We start from the raw sequence: 22485 nt of genomic DNA, 5'->3' as shown, positions 1-22485 counted from the left end.
GGTCAGCCGTGCGGCTGGCGGACGACCGCGACCGGGCACGACGCGTGGTGGAGCACCGCCTGGCTGACCGAGCCCAGGTGCAGTCCGGGAAAGCCTCCGTGACCGCGGGCGCCGACGACGAGCAGTTCGGCTCCGGCCGCGGCATCCGTGAGAACCCCGGCGGCCGATCCATGCACGATGTTCAGGCGCACGTCGACCTCGGGGTACTTCTCCCGCCAGCCGGCGAGCGACTCCGACGCCACCCGCCGTTGCTCCTCGCGCACCTCGTCCCCGTCGTACACGACCGCGGTGATGCCACCCGCCTCCGCCGCGGCCGGCAACCAGTACCCGTGCACCGCCGTCAACCCGGCGCCGCGGAACGCGGCCTGCTCGAAGGCGAACTGCAACGCGTGCTCGGCATCGTGGGAACCATCGACGCCGACAACGACCCGGCCGGCCTCCGGCCCGGCCGCACGGCCGTGACGGCGCACGATCACCACCGGGCACTCGGCGTGCGCGGCGAGCTGGACGCCGGTCGAACCGACCAACAGCGCGGCGAAGCCACCGAAACCCCTGTTGCCGACGACGACCAGTGAGGCGTGCCGCGACGCATTCAGCAACGCCGGCACCGGCCGGTCGACGACGATCTCGGTGGTGATCCGCAGGTCGGCCGCGACGTCCCGGGCGTGCACCACGGCAAGGGCGACGGTACGTTCGGCGATCTGCCGGGCATCCTCCTGGTATGCGACGGGCAGCGCCAGCCCCACCGGCGGGTAGAGGTGCTGCAGCGACTCACAGGCGTGGACCAGGTGCAGGGGGTGGTGCCGACGGGCCGCGTCGGCGGCCGCCCACTGTAGGGCATGCACACCATCGTGGGAGCCGTCGACGCCGACGACGACGGCAGCGGCGGGCATGGACGCGGTGGTCACGATGCTTTCTCCGGTCCCTGAGCACCACGCGGGAGGTGAGCGATCAGCACCGGGCAGTGCGCCCGGTGGAGCAGGCGCAGACCCACCGAGCCGAGCAGCAGGCCGGCGAACCCGCCGTGTCCGCGGCTGCCGACGACCGCCAACTGCGCCCGTTGCGAACGCTCGACGAGCACCTCGGCGGCGTCGCCGGGGACACCGTGGCACTCCCACCGCACATCCGGGCAGCGCTTGCTCGCCTCGGCCACCTGCTCGACCGCCTGCTCGGCCAACGCGCGCTGGACCTCGGCCGTGTCGTACACCAGCGGCGGCGCACCGACCGGCACCGGCGCCAGCAACGTCTCGATGGCCCGGACCGCCACCAGACCACAGCCGCGCTGCCGGGCCTCATCGAACGCCAAGGCCAGCGCGCGGTTCGATGATTCGGAGCCGTCGACGCCGACGAGGACGTCACCGGTCGGGTCGGTCCGTCCTCGGACGACCACCACGGGGCACCTCGCGTGGACGGCGACCTGCTGGCTGACCGAGCCGAGCACGGCCCCCGTGGCGGCGTGCCGGCCGCGGGTCCCCAGGACCAGCAGCGCCGCATCGTCTCCGGCCTTCAGCAGCACCTCGGCAGGATGTCCAGGCACTGCCGCCACCTGCACGTCAGCCTCGGGATCGGAAACGGTCGCCTCCCGCGCGACGTCCGCGACGAGCGTGTCGGCGAACCGCCGCGCGGTTTCGGCGAGCTCACCCGCCGGGGCGAACGCGGTCAGCGGCGCTCTCCAGTAGTACGCGAGCAGCACACGCAACGGCGCATGTCGCCGGGCCGCTTCCGCCGCGGCCCATCTCACGGCCTGCAATGACGGCTCCCCGCCGTCGGCGCCGACCACGACCATCCCGTCGTTCACGTCAACCTCCGCTCGACGGCTCGCATGCGAGCCCTCTCCACTTCGACGACAACCACACCCGGACGCGACCGATTCGCCCGCCGAGGATGACCGGCGGCGAGACCCGCCATCTCCCGCCCCTGCCGTTCGCGTCGGCCTTGGGCGAGAATGACGTGTACGGGCAGGGCGCATTCCTTCCGAACGCCGCGGACAGCGGCATCACGGGCTGGAGGCAACCATGACCTACCGGATGGCGGTCAACGGGTTCGGCCGCAGCGGCCGGGACTTCGTCCACTGCCTCATCGATCTGGCGCTGGTGATGACGGCCGCCGCGAGCCCGCGATGAGCGCCGTCGACTGTCTGACCGCGGCGGGCCGGATCGTCCGGCTCCGCACGATCCGGCCGCAGGACGCGGCGGCCCTGCTCGCCCTGCACGAGCGGCTCTCCCCGACGAGCCGGTATCTGCGGTTCTTCAGCGCGGGCGCGGCACTGGACGCCGAGGTCCGCAGGCTCACCCGGCCGTCGGGGCCCGACCACGTGCACCTGCTCGTCGAGGAGCGCGACAGCGTCCTCGCCGCCGGCTCCTACGAACGGATCGACGCGGCACGGGCCGACTTCGCGCTCGTGGTCGACGACAACCACCACGGCGAGGGTCTCGGCACGCTGCTGCTGGAGCATCTGGCCGCCGCCGCACGACGGGTGGGCATCACCGAACTGGTAGGCGACGTGCTGCCGTACAACGCCGCCATGCTCCGGGTGAGCGGGGACCTCGCGCCGGGTGTCGCCCGCCGGCTCGAAGCCGATGCCGGGACGGTCCAGATCCGGGTGCCGACGCTGCCGGACGAGGCCGCGCTGGCCGCCGTCGGGCTGCGGGACCGCACGGCGGCGCACCACTCGTTGCGGCCCCTGCTGACCCCGGCCTCGGTGGCCGTCATCGGTGCCGGACGGCGACCCGGGGGGATCGGCCGCGAGGTGCTCGCAGCGCTCAAGGCCGGCGGCTACACCGGGGCGCTCTACGCGGTCAACCCGCACGCCGGCGACGTGTGCGGGATCGCCGCTCATCCCACCGTGGCGGCGATCGGCGGCGCCGTGGACCTGGCCGTCATCGCCGTGCCCGCGGCGGCGGTCCCCGAGGTGGTGCGGCAGTGCTGCACGGCAGGCGTGCGCGCCGCGGTCATCCTGACCGCCGGTATCGAGTCGGCGACCCAGTCGGCGCTCGTCCGCCAGGCGCGCCGGCACGGCATGCGAATCCTCGGCCCCAACTGTCTTGGCGTGGTGAACACCGACCCCGCCGTGCGGCTGACCGCCACCTTCGCCCCGGCACCCCCCGTCGCGGGCGGCCTCGGGGTGGCGTCGCAGTCCGGCGCGATCGGCGTGGCCATCCTCGACGCGGCCGCCGACTGCGGCATCGGCATCTCCAGCTTCGTGTCGCTCGGCAACAAGACCGACGTCAGCAGCAACGACCTGCTCAGCTACTGGGCCGACGATCCGGCGACCCGCGCAGTCGCGCTCTACGTCGAATCCTTCGGCAACCCGCGCCGGTTCGCCTGGATCGCCCGGGCCCTGGCCAGCCGCAAGCCGGTGCTGGCGGTCAAGAGCGGCCGTTCGGAAGGCGGCAGGCGGGCGGGTGCCTCGCACACCGCCGCCGTCGCGGCGCCCGAGACGGCTGTGGCGGCGCTGTTCGAGCAGGCCGGCGTCATCCGCACCGACACGCTCGGCGAACTGCTGGACACCGCACGGGTGCTGGCCGACCAGCCGCTGCCCACCGGCAACCGCCTCGGCGTGCTCGGCAATGCGGGCGGGCTGAACGTGCTGGCGGCCGACGCCGCCCAGACCGCGGGCCTCACCGTGCCCACGCTGACCCTGCCGGATCGCACACCGGCCGTCGTGAACCCCGTCGTGAACCCCATGGACCTCGGCGCCCAAGCCACCGCCGAGACGCTGAGCGAGGCGATTCGGGTGGTCGCCCGGTCCGGCGAGGTGGACCTGCTGGTCGTCACGTTCGTCTCGACCAGGACCAACGACACCCCTGCCGCGGTCTCGGCCGTCGCCGCCGCGGTCGATGACTGGCCGCAACTTCCGATCGCCGTCGTCGTGGTCGGCGCGCCGGACGTGCCCAGAACCCTGGGGGCCCGCAAGGTGCCGGTGTTTGCACTGCCGGAGCCGGCGGTGCTGGCGATGGGCCGCGCGGCGCGGTACGCGGCCTGGCGCCGCACGCCGGTCGGGACTCGCCCCGCGCTGCACGACATCGACCACGGCACGGCCCGTGGCATCGTGCAGCGGGCCCTGGCAACCGGCGGCGGCTGGCAGCCCGCCGACGTGGCCAGGTCGCTGCTGAGCTGCTACCGCGTGCCGGTGGTGGAGACCCGCATCGCCGCGGACGCCGAAGAGGCGCTGCGCCACGCCGAGGCGATCTCCTATCCGGTGGCGCTGAAAGCCGCCGCACCGGATCTCGTGCACAAGAGCGACATCGGCGCCGTGCGGCTCGGGCTCGCCGACGAGGCTTCGGTCCGTGCGGCGTATCGGGCCATCGGCGTTGCCATCGGCGCCGCGCAGCCCCTCGCGACCGTCCAGCCGATGGCCGATCCGGGCGTGGAAATGGTGGCCGGCGTGGTCCACGATCCGCTGTTCGGTTCCCTGCTCATGCTCGGCCTCGGCGGTGTGTACACCGACCTGCTCGGCGACCGGACGCTCCGGCTGCTGCCGCTCACCGACCACGACGCCGCGGCGATGTGGCGCGGGCTGCGCGCCGCGCCGCTGCTGACCGGCTACCGCGGCACAGCACCCGCGGACACCCCGGCGCTGGAGGATCTGCTGCTGCGCCTCGGCCGCCTCGCTGAGGACTTCCCCGAGGTATCGGAGCTGGACCTGAACCCGGTCCTCGTCGGCCCGCGCGGCTGTACCGCGGTCGACGTGAAGCTGCGCCTGTCACCGGTCGGCGCCGAGCCCGACCCGTACGTTCGGCACCTGCTGGAGCAGTCGGCCGGCACCCGCGCACTATCCGGTGTCGCCGTTTCGCAACGCGGCACGGCCGCTGGTGAGGATGCGGCCGGGTCATCCGGGTGAGCCGACGATGGCCACGACGCATGGGGGCCGGTCGGCGAACGCCCGGCTGACCGAGCCGAGCCGCAGCGGCGCCGGCAGGCGATGCCCATGGCGGCCGAGGACGAGCAGGACAGCGCCGCCGGCGGCACGGCGCAGGCCCTCGGCGGGTGGGCCGAGGAACACCGCACGCTTCAGCGGTACCCGTGGGAACCTGGCGGCGACCGGCTCGACCGCAGCAGCCAGGAGCTCGATCGACTCCGGCTCGGTGGCGAAGTGCGTTTCCAGCGTCGTCTCGTCGAACCAGAAGTCTCCCGCCGCATGCGCGCTGACGTGGACCGCCGCGAGCGGCACGCGGTGGTGGTAGGCGTACTGGTAACCGAACCTGATGGCGAAGTGCGACGCGGCCGAGCCGTCGACCCCGACGACGACGTGCCCGGCGAACGACCCTTGCGCGTGGGGCGGCTCCGGACCGGGCACGATCACCACGGGCACGGGTGCGTGGGCGGCGACGCGGGCAGCGGTCGACAGGTGTCCCGGACGGGCCGGAGCAGCCGCGCCGAGCACGAGGAGGTCGGCCCGGTCGGCCAGGTCCAGCAGTGCGGCGACGGCACCACCATCGGCCACGTCAAGGTCGACGCGCTGCCCGCCGAGGCGGTCGCTGACGGCGCGCAGGTGCCGGGCCAGGACGGGATCGGCGAGCTCCAGCGCCGGCAGGTCGGGCCTGGGGCCGCGGATCCGATGGGATGGATCGGTGTGACGGATGGCGACGTCCGCGGCGCCGGCCTCGGCCTCATCGCAGGCCCAGGACAAGGCGGTCCATCCGGACTCGGTACCGTCGACACCCACGCCGATACGCCGGTACGGCCGGTCCGTCAACGGTGCCGCCGCCTCGGTCACGGGCCCCGCGGCGCGGGCAATGAGCACCGGGCCCGCGGCGTGGTGCAGCACCTGCCCGCTGACCGAGCCCAGCCGCGATCCCGTGAACCCGCCACGTCCCCGGGCGCCGACGACCACCATCACGGCGTGCTCCGACGAGCGGGTCAGCACCTCTGCCGGGGCGCCGTGCACAAGCCAGAGATCGACCTTCACGTCGGGGTACTTCGCCTGCCAGGGCTCGACCTCGGCGGCCAACGCGTGACGCGCGGCAGCCTCCGCCGAGGCCGAGTCGAAGTCCGGCTCCGGCCAGGCTCGGACGACGGCCAGCGGGAGATGACGGCAGGCCGCCTCCTCGAAGGCCAGCCCGAGCGCCAGCGCGGAACCGGAGGACCCGTCGACACCGACGACAACCGGGCCGTTGCGCGGCAGCGACGCCTCCGGGCCGGCCCACCGCTCGGCGTGGTGGACGACCAGCACCGGGCACGCGGCATGTGCGCTCAGGTGCGCGCCAACGGAGCCGAGCAGCAACCCGGCGAACCCTCCGAGCCCGCGGCTGCCCACCACGACCAGCCGCGCGCGGTTGGACTGTTCGCGCAGCACGTCGGAAGGCTCGCCGACGGCGACGACGGTCTCGACCTTGACCGCCGGTTCCCATCCGTGCACGAGCGCGGCGGCGTCCCCGGCATGAGTGGCCTCCTGTTCGTAGAGGCCGAACGGAACGGGGATGCCGAGCGCGTGAACCACCGTCAGCGCACACCCGTGCCGGGCCGCTTCGTCGGCCGCCCAGCGCACCGCGCCACGGCTCGCCGCCGACCCGTCGACACCGACCACGATCGGTGCAATATCTCCCGGCATGGCTACTCCGCTCGGCAGATCCAGCATGCCGAGGACTCGTCTTGCCCACATGGCCCCGTTCATGACCACCCGACGGGGTGATCGCGCACCGTCCGGCCAGCCGAACCGGGCGGGGCACGGCCGGTCCGCGGGTGATTGGCGCCCGATGCCCGGGGTAGTGCGCCGTGCATGACGCCGCGGCAGGAGCCGGGAGGCCTCAGCGGACACCTGGCCGAGGTGATCGAGCGCTCGCGAATTGCGCTGGAGCACGTCACCGAAGCCTGGTGCGACTCCGGTCCCTCGGCCGCGGAAGCCCTGCCGGCCGCGGAGAAGGCGCTGTATGCACTGCGCCAGGCCATCGACGATCAGGCGTTGGCGATCGAGGAAACCCGGGACGCGTCGCCTGCCGCCGCTGTGCGGACGATCCTCGCTGCCGCGCAGGTCAACGCCGACGCCGAATGCATCGAAGGACTGGCCAGGCGGCTGGTCGAGATCGCCGGGTCGCGGCCGGCGCGGCCGGCGATACCGGCGGCGCCGCACGCCGTCGTGAGCCGCATGGGCCGGGTGTGCGTCGACATGATCGTCACGGCGGGCATCGCCGGGACGTCGTCGCGGGCCGACACGAAGGCGCGGATCGAAGCGGCCGATGCCGAGGTGCGCCGGCTGCGCCGACGCCTTTACCACCTGCTGCTGCACGAACCGGCTCCGGTCGATGTGGACGCGGCGCTGGACGCCTCACTGGCCTGCCGGTACTACACACACTGCACCGAGCTCGCGCTCTCCATGGCGCGGCACGCGATCCTGGGCGCGCACTCAGGGCAGGCCCGCCAGTGAGACGGTGGCAGTTCTGGATCGACCGTGGCGGCACGTTCACCGACATCGTCGCCAGGAGGCCGGACGGCCGGCTGGTGACACGCAAGCTGTTGTCGAACAACCCGGCACGCTACGCCGACGCGGCGGTCGCCGGAATCCGGGCGCTGCTCGGTGTTCCCGATACCGCGCCGATCCCGGTGGACCGGATCGAGGCGGTGCGGATGGGGACCACGGTCGCCACGAACGCGCTGCTGGAGCGCACGGGCGAACGCACCGCGCTGGTCATCACCAAAGGCTTCGGCGATGCGCTGCGGATCGGCTACCAGAACCGGCCACGAATCTTCGACCGGCACATCGTGCCACCGGAAGTGCTGTACGAGGATGCGATCGAGGCGGACGAACGGATGTCGGCCGACGGCACCGTGCTGCACCCGCCGGATCTCGATCGGCTGGCCGGCGACCTGCGGCGTGCGTACGACAGCGGCATCCACGCGGCCGCGGTGGTCTGCCTGCACAGCCACCTGCACCCCGCGCACGAACGGGACATCGGGATGCTGGCGGAGCGGATCGGCTTCGGCCAGGTCTCATGCTCCAGCGAGGTGAGCCCGTTGATGAAGCTGGTGCCGCGCGGCGACACCACCGTCGTCGACGCCTACCTGTCTCCGGTGCTGCGCCGGTACGTCGAAGCGGTGGCGGCGCAGCTGCACGGCGTACGGCTGATGTTCATGCAGTCCAACGGGGGCCTGGCTGCGGCCGGGCACTTCCGCGGCAAGGACGCGATCCTGTCCGGTCCGGCCGGTGGGATCGTCGGCATGGCGCGCATGTCACAGCTGGCCGGCTTCGACAAGGTGATCGGCTTCGACATGGGCGGGACCTCCACGGACGTGTCGCACTACGCCGGCCAGTACGAGCGGGTCTTCCAGACCCAGATCGCGGGAGTACGGCTGCGCGCCCCGATGATCGACATTCACACCGTCGCGGCGGGAGGCGGGTCGGTCCTGCACTTCGACGGCGCCCGCTACCGCGTCGGCCCGGACTCCGCAGGTGCCGACCCGGGACCGGCCTGCTACCGCCACGGCGGGCCGCTCACCATTACCGACGCCAACGTGATGCTCGGCCGGATCCAGCCCGCGACGTTTCCCCGCGTCTTCGGTCCGGACGGCGACCAGCCGCTGGATGCCGGCGTGGTGCGACGGCGGTTCGCCGACCTGGCCGGGACCATCGCCGGGCAGACCGGCGACGAGCGCACGCCGGAGCAGGTCGCGGAGGGGTACCGGCAGATCGCGGTCGCGAACATGGCCAACGCGGTGAAGCGGATCTCGGTACAGCAAGGCCGTGACGTCAGCGGGTACGCGCTCACGACGTTCGGCGGCGCCGGCGGGCAACACGCGTGCTCGGTGGCCGACTCGCTGGGTATCCGCACCGTGCTCGTGCCGCCGATGGCCGGCGTACTGTCCGCGCTCGGCATCGGCCTCGCCGACACCACCGCGATGCGCGAACAGTCGGTGGAAAGCCGCCTCGAGCCCGCGGTCATGCGACGGCTGAGCGACGTCGCGGACGCCTTGGAGGCCGCGGCCCGCTCGCAGCTGCTGGACGAGGATGTGCCGGCCCACCGGATCCGGGTGCACCGGCGCGTGCACCTGCGATTCGAGGGCACCGACACCGCGCTGCCGGTCGAGCTCGCCGACCTGGACACGATGGTGGCGTCGTTCCGGGCGGCATACCGGCGCATGTACGCGTACCTCATGGATCGGCCGCTGATCGCCGAGGCGGTCTCGGTCGAGACTGTCGGGCTGACCGAACCCCCGGACCTCTCCCGACTCGGCGAACCCGCCGGCGCGCCGGAACACCCCGCCGCACGGCCGCCCAGCACGACCCGCCTGTACACCGGTGGGGCCTGGCGGGAGGTGCCGCTGTACGAACGGGAACGCCTGCGCCCCGGCGACACCGTCGGCGGCCCGGCCATCGTCGCCGAGGCAGACGCGACCACGGTGGTCGACGACGGCTGGCGGGCGGCGGTGACCAGGTTCGGCCACCTGCTCCTGGAACGGATGCGGCCGAGCGACACGGCATCCGGGGCGACCACCCAGGTCGATCCGGTGCTGCTGGAGATCTTCAACAACCTCTTCATGTCGATCGCCGAGCAGATGGGCGCCCGGCTGGAGTCGACCGCGCAGTCGGTGAACATCCGGGAACGACTGGACTTCTCGTGCGCGCTGTTCGACCCGGACGGCAGTCTCATCGCCAACGCGCCGCACATCCCCGTCCACCTCGGCTCGATGAGCGCCAGCGTCAGGGAGGTCATCCGTCGCCGCCGCGCCGACATGCAGCCCGGCGACGTGTACGCGATCAACGACCCGTACCACGGCGGCACCCATCTACCCGACATCACCGTCGTCACCCCGGTCTTCGGCGCCGACCGGCCCGAGGTGCTGTTCTACGTGGCCTCCCGCGGCCACCACGCGGAAATCGGCGGACTCACACCCGGCTCCATGCCCGCGGCCAGCCGCGACGTCCACGAGGAGGGCGTGCTGTTCGACACCTGGCCGCTGGTCGAGGACGGCCGGTTCCGCGAGGAGGAGACGCTCCGGCTGCTCACGCAGGGGCCGTACCCGTCCCGGAACCCGGCGACCAACCTCGCCGACCTGCGCGCCCAGATCGCCGCGAACGCCAAGGGCATCGAAGAGGTTGGACGGATGATCGACCATTTCGGCCTCGACGTGGTGCAGGCGTACATGCGGCACGTCCAGGACAACGCCGAGGAGGCGGTACGGCGCGTCATCGACGCCCTCGGCGACGGCGAGTACCGCTACGAGATGGACTCCGGGGCGACGATCTCGGTCCGGATCACGGTCGACCACGCCGGCCGCGGCGCAACAATCGACTTCAGCGGCACGTCACCGCAGCTGGCAACGAACTTCAACGCACCGTCGTCGGTCGCCACCGCGGCCGTGCTGTACGTCTTCCGGACGCTGGTCACCGACGAGATCCCGCTCAACGACGGCTGCCTACGCCCGCTGCGCATTGTGGTGCCGCCCGGTTCGATGCTCGCGCCCGCCTACCCCGCGGCCGTGGTCGCCGGAAACGTGGAAACGTCACAGGCAATCGTCGGCGCGCTCTACGCCGCGCTCGGCGTCCAAGCCGAAGGGTCCGGGACGATGAACAACGTCAGCTTCGGCAACCAGCGGCACCAGTACTACGAGACCATCGCCTCCGGCTCCGGCGCCGGCGACGGGTTCGACGGGGCCTCGGTCGTGCAGACCCACATGACGAACTCCCGGCTGACCGACCCCGAGGTCCTCGAATGGCGCTTCCCCGTATTCCTGGACGAGTTCGCCGTCCGGCACGGCAGCGGCGGCGCCGGCCGGTGGCGGGGCGGCGACGGCGCGGTGCGTCGCATCCGGTTCCGCGAGCCGATGACCGTCAGCACCCTGTCGAGCCACCGGCGCGTGCCGCCGTACGGTCTCGCCGGCGGCTCGCCCGGCGCGCTCGGCGCCAACCGGGTGGAACGCGCCGACGGCAGCGTCGTCCGCCTCGCCGGCTGCGGCTCCGTCGACGTCCAGCCGGGCGACGTGCTGGTCGTCGAGACGCCAGGCGGCGGCGGATACGGCAGCGGGGCCGGGTGCGGTCGCGGCGGTGCCGTGTCGAGTGGCGGGGTGATTCGGGACGTTTGACTCTTACCGGTGGCGGCGCCGCGCGGGCAGGGTGGAGAGAGGCATCGTCCGACTGGAGGTGCGGCCATGACGACGATCGCGACGCCGCGAACCTGGAGCCTCGAAACGTTCACCGATGCGGTCGGTGATGCCGTCTGGGCGCCGTCGATACACAACAGCCAGCCGTGGCGGTTCCGGCACACCTGCGACGGCGTGGACGTCCTGCTGGACGAACGCCGTGTCCTTGCCGCGTGCGACCACTACGGCCGGATGGCCCGGATCTCGTGCGGTGCCGCCGCGTACAACCTGCGGCTGGCCTTGGCAATGACTGGTCTGCCGGCCCAGTACCGGTTCGGTGCTGGACGGACACTGCTCCACCTCTGGCCGGATCGGCTGCGGCGGCCGACACCGCTGGAGAGCCGGCTACACCACCAGATCCCGCACCGGCACACCAACCGCGGCCCGTTCGCCGACACTCCGGTGGACACCGCCGCGCCGCCCCGGCTGTCCGAGGCGGCCCGCCGGGAAGGCGGCTGGCTCGATTTCGTAGCCGATGAGGCGGCACTCAACGTGGTGGCCGGGCTCGTCCGGGCCGCAGACGCCCAGCTGCGAGCCGACCCGGCCTGCACTGCGGAGCTCCGGGCCTGGAGCGTCACGGCCGATCACCGTGTCGAAGGTGTCGGACCGGCTGCGGCCGGTGCCGCGCCGCATCCGGATGAGCTGCTGACCCGCCGCGACTTCGGCGGCCCGGTCCTCGAAATGACCCGCGATCCGGCGCGGCGGCCGGTGGTGGCCGTGCTGGGCGTGCTCGGCGACGGGCTCGAAGACGCCGTCCGAGCCGGGATGGCGCTGCAGTGCGTGCTGCTCACGGCCGCCGACCTCGGCCTCGCCACGGCGCTGTACTCGCAGCCGACCGAGGTGGCGGCCCTGCGGGAACGATTGCGCCGCACCGTCGATCGCTTGCACGACCCGCAACTCGTGCTGCGGTTCGGGTACGCGCCGCGGACCTGCTACACCAACCGGCGGCCCATCGCCGATGTCATCGAGCCCTGACCCGCAACGACATCTGCAATACGCGACGCGCGCGTTCCGGTGCGACGGCCGAGTGGTGCCGGTAGGGCCGGCATCCTATGCAGGCTCCGTGGCACGCCGTCTCTTTACGCTTCTTACCCCTCCGCCCTCCCTCCACCATGCCGCGTACGTGTCGTCCCATGGGAGAGGGTCCCTTCGCGGACCGTCGAAGCGGTACGTGCGCCGGGTGGGGAAGACCGTGACTCCCATTTCCGCCTCGGACTCCTGGGAAGCGAGCCTCACTTCATCGTAAGAGTCGTCCACCGAGACGATCGGCCGACCGCTCATGACGACATGAATGTGGTCGAAGATGCCGTGTTCGAACGAGTCGAATACGGTGATCGTCAAGAAGCAGGCGCCAAGTGGGTTGGGCGGATCGGGGTTCTCGCGGGCGTCCGCCCACTCGGCAATCGTGTGACCGGCGCCCCATTCGAACACGGCTACTTCTCCCGGTCGCAAGAGGCGCTCTCTCTTTGCGGTGGTCGCGTCCACGAACTGGGCCGCGTCATCGAGTCGCACCCGTGCGGTGGTCGCGCCTTCATTGATCAGTACACCCCGGGTCTGAAACCACATGAGCCCGTTACGCTCCGCGTTTCGTGTGAAGAGCCGCGCCGGCGAGGCCGCCTCGGCCTGCGCCACAGAACGATGGTCAAGCAGTCGCAATTCGTTCCCATAGGGCATCCGATCACGCGTCGCATCGATCAGTGGGGGCCATTGCGGCACCTCCAGCAGCGCAACGACGAGGGGAGCCCGCTCGTCCGTCCTGGCGCGTGCCGCTTCCCGGATCGCCGCCGTGGCGGCTTTCAGCATTTCTTGGCCGAGGACGACCTGCTCGTCAGCGGCTTTCGCCTGAGCCGCGTTGATCTCGATCTGTTTCTGCAACTCCGGCAACTGCTTGGCAGCGGTTCGGGCCGCAGCGCGCCCCGAGCGAGCGGCCGAGGCGCCGGCAATCGCCGCGGCGACCGCACCTATGGCTGAGATGATCTGAATCCACCCAGCCACCGTCAAACGATCAATGCTGGCTGCCAGCGCGTCCCAAAATTCCCGCACGGCCAAGGCCCACTTTCAAGAGAGACTCACCTTTGTGGCCGGGTCCGTGCTGGGCTCGGCCGCTCACCGGTTGATGTGCGGTCTGCCCCGCTCGGGACGGTATAAGCGCTTGATGCCGAGGTGACGGCCGCGGCCCGCCGCTCCAGCGCACCCTCGACGGCCGCCAAACCGGCGACAACTCCTGGAAGCTGCTGAGCCACCCGGCAGAAGGGCACAGGTAACTCCCCACGTGGGGCAGGCATAGACCGCGACATTGGCGTCGCGCACGGCCGCCGGCCGGGACGCCGCCGTCGCCGACGCGGATGTCACCCGCCGTGGTGCCCGCCGGGATCGGCACGATCAGGAATCCGCCGGAGACGAACTGGACCACGGCTCTTCGACGCCCTCCGCAACGGGGTCGGGTAACACCTACCCTGGCGCTCACCCGGCCGGGCGCCGCGCCGCGGTTAGCGTCGGGGGCTGTGGCGGCTACCGACCTCACCGGCACCGTGATACTCCCGGGCGATCCGGAGTACGACGCGGCGCGGACCGTCTGGAACCGGGCGGTGGACCGGCGCCCCGCCGTGATCGTCCGCGCGGGAGCCGATGCCGACGTGGTGGCCGCCCTCGCCTACGCGCGCGAGCGCGGCCTCGAGGTCGCCGTCCGCGGCGGCGGGCACAACTTCTCCGGCGCCGCGGTCTGCGACGGCGGGCTCGTCGTCGACCTGAACCGGATGTGCGGCGTGGACGTCGACCCCGGCGCGCGCCGGGCCCGCTGCGGCGGCGGCGCCACGTGGGCGCAGGTCGACGCGGCCACGCAGCGGTACGGGCTGGCCACCCCCGGCGGCACGTTCAGCGACACCGGCGTCGGCGGGCTCGCGCTCGGCGGCGGCATCGGCTGGCTGACCCCGCGCTGCGGCCTGACCGTCGACAACCTGGTGTCAGCGCGGGTGGTGACGGCCGACGGGCGCGTCCTGCGGGCGGCGGCGCACGAGCATCCCGACCTGTTCTGGGCCCTGCGCGGCGGGGGCGGGAACTTCGGCGTCGTCACCGAGTTCGAGTTCCGGCTGTTCGAACTCGGCCCGGAGGTCGGCTTCGGGTTGTACTTCGTGTCGGCCGCCGACGCCCGCGAGGGCCTGCGCCACATGCGGTCGCTGGTCGACATCCTGCCGACGGGCACCGGCTGCATGCTCGGCGGGCTGACCGCCGGCGGCGAGCCGTTCGTGCCGGCCGAGCTGCGCGGCCGGCCCGGGTTCGCGATGCTGGTCGCCGACACGGCGCAGACGGCGGCGTTCCCGGCGGTGCGGGAGCGCATCGAGGCGGAGCTGCGTCCGGCGTACCGCATCGCCGCGCCGATGCCGTGGGTCGACATCCAGCGCGTGCTGGAGACGGCGCTGCCTGAGGGCGGCGTCTGCGCCTACGAGAAGTCGCTCTACGTCGACGATCTCGCCGACGGCGTGCTTGACGTGCTCGCCGAGCGCTGGCCGCGGCGCGGTTCGCCGCTGTCGATGTTGGGCATTTTCCCGCTCACCGGCGCGTTCCTGGACCACACCGACGACGACACCGCGTTCGGCGGCGCGCGCCGCCCCAGCTACGCGGTCAACCTGATGGGCGTCACGGGCACCCCGGCCGAGCTGGCCGCCGAGCGGGCGTTCATCCGGGAAATGTGGGCGGCGCTGGTGCCGTTCGCCAGCAACTCCGGCGGCTACGTGAACTTCATGTCGGAGTACGAGCGGGACCGGGTGCGGCAGGCGTACGGCGCGGCGAAGTACGACCGCCTGACGCGGATCAAGGCGGAGTACGACCCCGGCAATGTCTTGCACCGCAACGCCAACATCAGCCCGTCAAGTCCCTGATCGGCGTAGCGGCGCAAGACCCCGACGGGGCCAGCCGGGCCCGGAGGGCGGGTCCTGCGCCGCTACGCATTGACCTCCAAACGATGCACCACCCGTGGCGCATCCGGATCACGACGGCGAGGCACACCGATGGTTCAGCACAGGTACGACTAGCGGGGGCGTCGTTCGGTGCCGGGCCGGTCAAACCCGGGCCGGTCCGAGCCGGACCGGTCGTAGCCGGTGCGCTCCACGTCAGGCTGGTCGTAGCCGGCCCGTGGCTCATAGCCGGGCCGCTCCGGCCCGCGCCTTGCGCCCGTACCGCGGTTGAACCGGGTCTGGCGGCTCGTCGACATCAGCAGCCCGACGGCGCCGAGGCCCAGCAACGCGGTCACGGCACCTGTGGCGACGTTCGACGCGATCGTTCCGGCCGTCACCCCGGTAACCCCTCGCTCAACGACCCACGGCGAGATGATGACCCACACGCCGATCGCCGCCATGGCCCAGCTCAGCCGGTACATGTGGGCCGGCGCCAGCGTCAGCCCCAGGGCGATCACGCCGATCGTGATCCCGAGAATCAGGTCGTTGACGGTCAGGTGTGGCGCGCTGGCGTTGAAGCCGATCACCCACGGTGAGATGGCCAGCCAGGCGCCGGCCAGCAACACCAGCCCATCGATGACAACCGCCTGTCCGCTGGCGCCAAGTCGCTCATAGCGCTGTTGCATCTCGGCGATGTCTGGATGTCCGGCGAAGTCCTGATACTGCGAAACCTCGGCCACCACACACCTCCCTTAGTCCGTAGCTGCCTTCCTCTTGACGAGCTACCCACCGGCGGCACGACCGACCATTTTTCTTCCAGGCCAGCCCCGCCTGGACGAAAAGTCGGGTGGCGGCGGAAGGAGCCACCCCGGCGTAGGCGCGCCGGGCGGCTAAAGGTGATCGTCCTGCCGCAGGGTGGCGCGCTGCTGCAGGGCGTACAGCAACACCAGGGACGGGGCGACGACAAGGGCGGCGGCGGCGAACACGATCAGCAGGGTGACCATCGTGGCGGTCGGGGCGGCGGCCTGCTGGATGGTGGTGTGGGTGCCGAGCAGGTACGGCGCCTGAGCCACACCCCAGGCCGCGACGAGAGCGGCGATCGCGACGCCGGCGAGGAACCGCACGAGCCCGGGAGAGTGCCGGCGCAGCAGGACCAGCGCGGCCGCTCCGGTCAGCAGCGAGGCGAGGGTGGCCGGCAGCGCGGTGCTCAGCAGCCGCTCGAAGAGCCGCGGGGCGTCGACGGCCATGGCCGCCAGACCGGCGACGGCAAGGGCGCCGCAGACCCAGGCGGCCCACCACGCCCGGTGGCGGAACCGGCGCTCGAGGAGCACGTCCCGATCGGTGCGGGCCTCGGCGGCGAGCAGGACCGCGGCCAGGTAGGCGCACATGGCGGTGAACAGCGCGCCCATGAGCAGCGAGGTGGGGTTCAGCCAGCTGGTGAGCGGATCGCCGTGGCCGCCGGCGGGGACTCGGCCGGTCGCGATGCCGCCGGCGACCGTGCCGAGGAAGAACGGGGTGATGACGGAGGACACGGCGAAGGCGGCGCCGTTGAGCCGCTGGGTGCTGGTGTGCACGAGGGCCTTGCGGAACGCGAACCCGGCGCCGCGTACCACGATGCCGAGCGCGGCCAGGCCCAGTGGCAGGTAGAGCGTGGTCGTCACGGCGGCGAACGCGGCCGGGAAGGCGCTCCAGGCGATGACCAGGCAGTAGATGAGCCAGACGTGGTTGGCCTCCCAGACCGGTCCGAGGGCGTGGTCGATGTGGGCGCGGATCGCCCGTCCGCGCTCGGCACCGCCGGCGGTGAGGTCCCAGAACCCGGCGCCGAAGTCGGCGCCGGCGAAGACGGCGTAGGCGAGGAAACCGGCCAGCAGCCCGGCCGCCACGACCGTGCTCATGGCGCCTCCTCGGGCTCGGCGGGCCCGTACGGCACCTCGACGCTGCGCGGCGGGCCGGCGGCGGCCCAGCGACGGCGCATCGATCGCAGCACCAGGATCGCGCCGACGCCGACCGCGATGTACAGCAGCAAAGTGCCGGCGAAGAAGGCCCACATGTTGCCGCTGGTGTTGACCGCGTCGCGGGTGAGCAGCAGCCCGACGACGGTCCAGGGCTGGCGGCCGACCTCGGTGACCACCCAGCCGCTCTCCAGCGCGACGACCGACACGACACCGGCGGCCGCGGCGGCGCGCAGGAACCAGCGGCTGCGCGGCAGGTCCCGGCGGCGCCACCAGGCCCAGCCGAACCAGGCCGCCAGGGCGAGCAGCGCGAAGCCGGTGCCGACCATGACGTCGAAGGACAGGTGGACGATCGTCACCAGGTGGTCCGGTGGCCGCACGTCGGCCGGGATCGCGTCGAGGCCGCGGATCTCGGTGCCGGGGCGGTAGCCGGCCAGCAGCGACGCGCCGTTGGGGATGCCGATGCCGTAGCGGACCCGGCCGGCGATCACGACACCGCCGATCGTCTCCGGCACGTGGGTCCCGGTGTCGGGCACCGCCTCGATGGCGGCGAACTTGGCCGCTTCGTGCTTGAAGACCTCCCGGGCGGCGACGTCGCCGACGACGATCTGCACCGGCATGACCACCGCGGCGGTGACGAAGGCGATGAGGAAGCCGAGCCGGTGGTAGCGGTCCCGGCGGCCCTTGAGCATCGCCGCGGCGTAGACGCCGGCGACGAGGAAGCCGGCCACGATGTACGCGGCGAGGAACATGTGCAGCGTCTCGTACCAGAACGCGCCGTTGAGGAACACGCGGCCCGGCACGACGTCGACGACCTGCCCGTCGCGCACGGCGACGCCCGCGGGCCGGTTCATCCAGGAGTTGGCGGCCACGACCGAGGCGGTGCCGCCGAGCCCGGCGATCGGGACCGGAACGCCGGACCAGAAGTGGACCCACGGGCGCAGCCGGTCCCAGCCGAAGATGTAGATGGCGACGAAGATCGCCTCGAGGAAGAAGAAGATGCCCTCGACGGCGAACGGCAGCCCGTACGCGGCCCCGAAGCGGCGCATGAGACCGGGCCACAGCAGGCCCATCTCGAAGGACAGCACGGTGCCGGAGACCGCGCCGACGGCGAACAGCACCGCGGACACCTTCGACCAGCGGCGGGCCAGCAGCAGTGCGTCCTGATCGCCGCGGCGGATACCGCGGTACTCCGCCAGCAGCATGAGGAACGTGAAGGCGAGCCCGAACGGCACCAGGATGATGTGGAACCCGAGCGTGAAGGCCATCTGCTCACGGGCCGGCAGCAACTGCGCCGGCTCGCCCGGTGCGGCCAGCATGGTGGCCGCCACCATCGTCGCGCCCGCCATGCGCACCTGCCCTGTCCGGTTGCCCGCCCGATTCCGGCGACTGCTACCCCGGACGCGCCGGCTTCACCGTTCCAGCGCCCGAATTCGTGCGAGGTCGCCCGCGGCAGCTCCCCGAAGCGTGGCCCTCCGATCCGGCCGGACGGTACGTTGAGTCGTGCCGCGCCAGCCACCCGACGACCGCCGGACCGCAATCGCCGACGCGGTCATCGAGGTCCTGGCCTCCTCCGGCGCGCGCGGCCTCACCCACCGGGCGGTCGATGCCGCCGCCGGGTTGCCGGCCGGCTCGTGCTCGTACTATTTCCGCTCCCGCGAGGCGCTGCTCATCGCGGGGGCGCGGCGCATCGCCGAGCTCGACATGACCGGCCGGCCGCCCACCGCGCCGGCGACCGTGGACGACCTGGCCGGCCTGCTCACCCGGCTGGTGTGGGCGCAGATCACCGCCGACCGGCGCCGGACCGAGGCGCGGTTGCACCTGAGTCTCGAGGCCACGCGGTACCCGGCCGTGCGGGCGGTCCTCGAGGAGCTCGCGGCCACGTTCACCGGCGCCGCCGTCGCCCTGCTCTCGGCGCTCGGCACCCGCCACCCGCGCCGCGATGCCCGGGCCGTGCTGGCCGTCTGCCAGGGCATCGTCTTCGAGTCGACGGTGAGCGGGCGGCGGCCCTTCACCCAGCCGGAGATCCGCGCCGTGCTCACCGACGTGCTGACCGCCCGGCTGCCCGGCCCGTCCCGCGCCTGAGCACGCGGGCCGGCCCCGTGGTCACGGCCGCGCCGGAGGGGCGTGTTCGGCGATGGCGGCACGGACCCGGTCGGCGTCGGCACCGACCTCGCCGAGCCTGCAGATCGGGTAGCCGGCGACCTGCGGCGCGTAGCGGCGCGACGTGAGCGCCTCGCCGTCGCGGGGCCCGGCGTGGGTGCGCAGGACGAGGTTGGGGAATAGGTCGACGTCCGTCACGACCGCTTCGCGGATCTCGGTCCACGGCACCGAGTGGCGCTGCAGGCCCCGGCCCCATCGCATGCGCTGGTGGTGCACGCCGTGGTCGTCGATGACGAGCAGGTCCGGGACGAACGTGCGGAACAGGCCGCTGACCGCCACCATGAACGTGCCCACGAGCACGGCGATGCCCCACACCCAGCCGCCGGTCGGCAGGTCGTCGAGCATGGCGTCGTGGGCGGCGACGTACGCCAGGCCGGCGACGATGGCCACGGCGGCGACGATGAACTCGGCGAGCGGGCGGGCACGCGAGCCGTGCGAGCGCATCGGCCGGCGTTCCCGGCGCGGTCCGGGCTCCGGGGGTACCACGGCCGGCTCCTGTGGTGTTGCCTGCGGCGCTTCCCGTGCCGCCGGTGCGGCCGTAGCGTGGCCCAGGGCGCCCTCGGCGACGATGAGCTCGGGCTGCTCGCGCACGATCGGGGGCCGCCCGGTGGCGCGGTGCAGGAGGGTGCCGACCAGCGGCGTGCGGGTGGCCCCGCCGACCAGGAGGATCCCGGCCAGGTCACCCGGGTCGAGGCGGGCCCGGCGCAGCACGGCGAGCGTGCGGTCGACCGCGAGCCCGAGCACCGGGGCGGCGGCCTGCTCGAACTGCTCGCGGGTCACCGGCACGTCGCGGTCGAGCAGGGGCACCACGAGCGTGGCCGAGGAGTGGCGGGACAGATGCTCGCGGGCGGCGCGGGCGGCGTCCCAGAACGCGCGGAAGGCCCGGCGCTCGGCCCGGGTGCCCGGCGCCGTGAGCCGGGCCCACGCTTCGGGGTCGGCGGGCGCGGCCGCGCGGCGGACGATGTCGACGACGAGCGCGTCGAGGTCGGCCCCGCCGACGTCGGCGAGACCGTCGGCGGCGAGGATCTCGAACCCGTCGCCGTCGGCACGCACCACCGCGACGTCGAAGGTGCCGCCGCCGAGGTCGAAGACGGCCAGCGGGCGGCCGCGCGCCTCGGCCGGGCCGGCGCCGGCGAGCACCTGCAGCGCCGCGGCGACCGGCTCGGCGAGCATCTCCGGGCGGGCGAGCCCCGCCGCCTCGGCGGCGCTGCGCAGCACCGCGCGCCGGGCCGCGCCCCAGCCGGCGGGGTGGGTCAGCACGGTCTCGAACGGCTCGCCGCCGTTGACCCGCGCGGCCTCGTCGGCGACCCGGCGCAGCGTCGCGGCGATCAGGGCGGCGACGGGCACCGGCCCGTCGCCGAGCAGCACCTCGCCGGCGTCGATCTGGCGCTTGGGGCTCGGCTCGAACCGGGCCGGGTCGATCCGAGCCCCGGCGAGCGCGTCGGCGCCGGTGAGGATCGTGCCGTCGGCGTCGGCGAAGACGGCGGAGGACAGCAGCGGCGTGCCGTCGAAGAGCAGCGGCCGGACGGGATCGCCGGGACGCCGTAGCGCGGCGACGGTGTGCGACGAACCGTAGTCGATGGCGAGCCGGTGCAGCACGAGGCGCGAGTGTACCCGCCGTCGCCGTTCGGCTCTACAGCCGTAGAGGCATCGGCGCGCGTCGGCGTCGGTGTGCGGTCCTGAACGGGCGCGAGCCCGGCGCGGCGAACGGGTGGTCGCCGGGCCGGGCTCGCGGAACTGCGTCAGGCGGTGCAGGTCAGGGTCGGGGTGGCGTTCGTACCGTTCCAGGTGCCGGTGAAGCCGAACGTGGTCGTGCCGTTGGCCGGGATCGAGCCGTTGTACGCCAGGTTCGTCACCGTCACCGCGGAGCCGGACGTGCTCAGGGTGCCGTTCCACAGCTGGGTGATGGTCTGGCCGTTGGCGTACGTCCACTTGACCGTCCACCGGGAGATCGCCGACGTGCCGGCCTTGACCGTCACCTCGACCTGGAAGCCGCCCGGCGAGCCGGTCCACTGGTTGGTGACCTTGTACGTCGCGGTGCACGCGCCGGTCGGCGGCGGGGGCTGCGAGCTCGTCGGGGGCTGCGAGCTGGTCGGCGGCTGGGAGCTGGTCGGCGGCCGGGAGCTGGTGCCGCCGGTCGGTCCGCCGCCGCCGGACGGCGGGATGAGGTAGGGGCCGATGATGTTCATCTTGGCCTGGTTGACGGTGTTCCAGTCGTCGCTGACGATGCCGCCGGTGTCGCCCGAGTCCGGGTTCCACGACCAGTACGTGAACGACATGCCGTTGACGCCGCTGCCCATGTACGCCATGAGCTTCGTCATCCACTGGGTGTCCAGCGGGTTGGCGAGGGTGCTGCCGAACTCGCCGACGAGGACCGGGGCGATGTTCTGCTTGTACAGGTAGCCCCAGAAGTGGTCCCACACGTCGGGCAGGTTGTTCGGGAAGTTGGGGTCCTTGAACCACGGCTGGCGGTCGTACACCGAGATGCCGTAGTCGTGCGCGGAGTACACCAGCCGGTTGGCGACGTTGAGCCGGACGGGGTAGGTGCCGGCCTTGGAGAGGTTGCCGCCCCACCAGCCGCAGGCCATCGGGTCGTCGGGGATGTTGTCGTACGGGTTCGGCGAGCCGCCGGTGCCGTCGCAGCTGACGCCCTCGACGAAGATCAGCCAGTTGGAGTTGGTCTGCAGGATCGCGTTACCGATCCGCTCGGCGGCCAGGCGCCAGTCCTTGGTGGTGTCGCCGCAGCCCCAGCAGGAGCCGACGCCGTTGGGGTCGGTGCCGTCGGCGTGCGGCTCGTTGAACAGGTCCGCGCCGACGACGGTGGGGTTGTTGGCGTAGCGCGAGGCGAGCATCTGCCAGTCGGCGATCTCGCTGGCCTCGGTGGCGGTGCCGGTGTACCACAGGGCGGTCTGCCCGGCGGCGGTGGGCCGGTGCCGGTCGAGGATGATGCGCATCCCCTTGCTGCCGGCGTAGTTGACGACCTTGTCGAGGATCTGCAGCGGGGACAGGCCGACGAGGTCGGGGTTGGTGTCGGTGTTGACGCTGGTGGCGGTCGCGCCGGCGCGCAGGGAGTCGCCGGTGTACGGCACGCGGATGGTGTTGAAGCCGAGCTGCGCCATGTGGTCCAGCTGCTGGGTCCAGCTCGCCGGCCGGCCCGCCCACAGCCCGTGGAAGGTGTGGTTGTCGGTTTCCATGCCGAACCAGTTGAGGCCGGTGAGGCGGACCGTCGCGCCGGTGGAGTCGACGATCTTGTTGCCGTTGGTGTGCAGGTAGCCGGTGCCGGTGCCGGCGGATGCGGTGCCGGCGGTGAGGGTGACGGCGACGACGGCGGTGGCCGCGGCGGCGGCCAGGGCCGCTGCGCCGCCGACGGCCCTTCGCATCCTGGTACGTCTGAGAACCAC

The 22485-nt window shown here is 72.7% G+C and carries 15 protein-coding genes; 6 read left to right on the top strand and 9 right to left on the bottom strand.

Annotation, left to right across the window (positions count from 1 at the left end):
• Positions 1–2: 2 nt before the first annotated feature.
• Both ACQEVU_RS19065 and ACQEVU_RS19060 read right to left on the bottom strand, forming a co-directional pair.
• Positions 3–908 (bottom strand): universal stress protein, encoded by a 906-nt coding sequence (locus ACQEVU_RS19065; protein WP_433325284.1) that lies wholly within the window; start codon positions 906–908, stop codon positions 3–5.
• Positions 905–1798 carry a universal stress protein gene (locus ACQEVU_RS19060; RefSeq protein ID WP_433325282.1) on the bottom strand — a complete coding sequence of 298 codons (894 nt, stop codon included), beginning with the start codon at positions 1796–1798 and terminating at the stop codon, positions 905–907. The genes ACQEVU_RS19065 and ACQEVU_RS19060 overlap by 4 nt, the downstream gene beginning before the upstream one ends.
• A gap of 321 nt (positions 1799–2119) precedes the next feature.
• Here ACQEVU_RS19060 and ACQEVU_RS19055 point away from each other — a divergent pair, with 321 nt between their 5' ends.
• The gene (locus tag ACQEVU_RS19055; RefSeq protein ID WP_433325280.1) at positions 2120–4843 is read left to right on the top strand and encodes a GNAT family N-acetyltransferase; all 2724 of its coding nucleotides are present in this window, start codon (positions 2120–2122) and stop codon (positions 4841–4843) included.
• Here the strand turns inward: ACQEVU_RS19055 and ACQEVU_RS19050 are convergent.
• Positions 4832–6553 carry a universal stress protein gene (locus ACQEVU_RS19050; RefSeq protein ID WP_433325278.1) on the bottom strand — a complete coding sequence of 574 codons (1722 nt, stop codon included), beginning with the start codon at positions 6551–6553 and terminating at the stop codon, positions 4832–4834. The two genes, ACQEVU_RS19055 and ACQEVU_RS19050, sit on opposite strands and share 12 nt — an antisense overlap.
• 168 nt (positions 6554–6721) lie before the next feature.
• Between ACQEVU_RS19050 and ACQEVU_RS19045 the strand changes: the two genes are divergently transcribed.
• The 3 genes from ACQEVU_RS19045 to ACQEVU_RS19035 all read left to right on the top strand — a co-directional run bounded on the left by ACQEVU_RS19045 (position 6722) and on the right by ACQEVU_RS19035 (position 12051).
• On the top strand, positions 6722–7366 hold the full coding sequence (locus ACQEVU_RS19045; RefSeq protein WP_433325276.1) for a hypothetical protein: 645 nt from the start codon (positions 6722–6724) through the stop codon (positions 7364–7366).
• Complete coding sequence (locus tag ACQEVU_RS19040) at positions 7363–11019, top strand: hydantoinase B/oxoprolinase family protein (protein ID WP_433325274.1); 3657 nt, start codon at positions 7363–7365, stop codon at positions 11017–11019. Before ACQEVU_RS19045 ends, ACQEVU_RS19040 begins: the two co-directional genes overlap by 4 nt.
• Before the next feature lie 66 nt (positions 11020–11085).
• Positions 11086–12051: an Acg family FMN-binding oxidoreductase gene (locus ACQEVU_RS19035; RefSeq protein ID WP_433325272.1), complete on the top strand. Its 966-nt coding sequence runs from the start codon at positions 11086–11088 to the stop codon at positions 12049–12051.
• Positions 12052–12126: 75 nt separating this feature from the next.
• Here the strand turns inward: ACQEVU_RS19035 and ACQEVU_RS19030 are convergent, their stop codons facing one another.
• Positions 12127–13125, bottom strand: a complete 999-nt coding sequence (locus ACQEVU_RS19030; protein ID WP_433325270.1) for a hypothetical protein — start codon at positions 13123–13125, stop codon at positions 12127–12129.
• A 455-nt stretch (positions 13126–13580) separates the two neighbouring features.
• Between ACQEVU_RS19030 and ACQEVU_RS19025 the strand changes: the two genes are divergently transcribed.
• The gene (locus tag ACQEVU_RS19025) at positions 13581–14954 is read left to right on the top strand and encodes an FAD-binding oxidoreductase (protein ID WP_433325268.1); all 1374 of its coding nucleotides are present in this window, start codon (positions 13581–13583) and stop codon (positions 14952–14954) included.
• Positions 14955–15103: 149 nt separating this feature from the next.
• On the opposite strand, the gene ACQEVU_RS19020 is transcribed toward ACQEVU_RS19025, so the two are convergent.
• The 3 genes from ACQEVU_RS19020 to ACQEVU_RS19010 form a co-directional block, all read right to left on the bottom strand.
• Entirely contained in the window at positions 15104–15709 is a 606-nt protein-coding gene (locus ACQEVU_RS19020) for an SPW repeat protein (protein ID WP_433325266.1), read from the bottom strand.
• A gap of 150 nt (positions 15710–15859) precedes the next feature.
• A complete protein-coding gene (locus ACQEVU_RS19015) occupies positions 15860–16864 on the bottom strand; it encodes a cytochrome d ubiquinol oxidase subunit II (RefSeq protein WP_433325264.1) in 1005 nt (334 codons plus the stop codon).
• On the bottom strand, positions 16861–18270 hold the full coding sequence (locus ACQEVU_RS19010) for a cytochrome ubiquinol oxidase subunit I (protein WP_433325262.1): 1410 nt from the start codon (positions 18268–18270) through the stop codon (positions 16861–16863). The genes ACQEVU_RS19015 and ACQEVU_RS19010 overlap by 4 nt, the downstream gene beginning before the upstream one ends.
• Positions 18271–18424: 154 nt before the next feature.
• Here ACQEVU_RS19010 and ACQEVU_RS19005 point away from each other — a divergent pair, with 154 nt between their 5' ends.
• Positions 18425–19006 carry a TetR/AcrR family transcriptional regulator gene (locus tag ACQEVU_RS19005; protein ID WP_433325260.1) on the top strand — a complete coding sequence of 194 codons (582 nt, stop codon included), beginning with the start codon at positions 18425–18427 and terminating at the stop codon, positions 19004–19006.
• Positions 19007–19027: 21 nt separating this feature from the next.
• Here ACQEVU_RS19005 and ACQEVU_RS19000 read toward each other — a convergent pair whose 3' ends face one another.
• On the bottom strand, positions 19028–20683 hold the full coding sequence (locus ACQEVU_RS19000; RefSeq protein WP_433325258.1) for an Hsp70 family protein: 1656 nt from the start codon (positions 20681–20683) through the stop codon (positions 19028–19030).
• A gap of 143 nt (positions 20684–20826) precedes the next feature.
• Positions 20827–22464, bottom strand: coding sequence for a cellulase family glycosylhydrolase (locus tag ACQEVU_RS18995; protein WP_433325256.1), 1638 nt, complete (start codon positions 22462–22464; stop codon positions 20827–20829).
• Between the last annotated feature and the right edge of the window lie 21 nt (positions 22465–22485).

It is taken from the genome of Dactylosporangium sp. CA-139066, assembly GCF_050936175.1.
Classification (GTDB): domain Bacteria; phylum Actinomycetota; class Actinomycetes; order Mycobacteriales; family Micromonosporaceae; genus Dactylosporangium.
The sequence above is the reverse complement of the archived record's forward strand: the minus strand, read 5'-3'. Positions and strand labels throughout refer to the sequence as shown.

Bases quoted from the DNA above. Each gene is read 5' to 3' on its own strand.
- ACQEVU_RS19050 (WP_433325278.1), bottom strand. From the start codon at position 6,553: ATGCCGGGAGATATTGCACCGATCGTGGTCGGTGTCGACGGGTCGGCG.
- ACQEVU_RS19055 (WP_433325280.1), top strand. From the start codon at position 2,120: ATGAGCGCCGTCGACTGTCTGACCGCGGCGGGCCGGATCGTCCGGCTC.
- ACQEVU_RS19015 (WP_433325264.1), bottom strand. From the start codon at position 16,864: ATGAGCACGGTCGTGGCGGCCGGGCTGCTGGCCGGTTTCCTCGCCTAC.
- ACQEVU_RS19045 (WP_433325276.1), top strand. From the start codon at position 6,722: ATGACGCCGCGGCAGGAGCCGGGAGGCCTCAGCGGACACCTGGCCGAG.
- ACQEVU_RS19035 (WP_433325272.1), top strand. From the start codon at position 11,086: ATGACGACGATCGCGACGCCGCGAACCTGGAGCCTCGAAACGTTCACC.
- ACQEVU_RS19010 (WP_433325262.1), bottom strand. From the start codon at position 18,270: ATGGCGGGCGCGACGATGGTGGCGGCCACCATGCTGGCCGCACCGGGC.
- ACQEVU_RS18995 (WP_433325256.1), bottom strand. From the start codon at position 22,464: ATGCGAAGGGCCGTCGGCGGCGCAGCGGCCCTGGCCGCCGCCGCGGCC.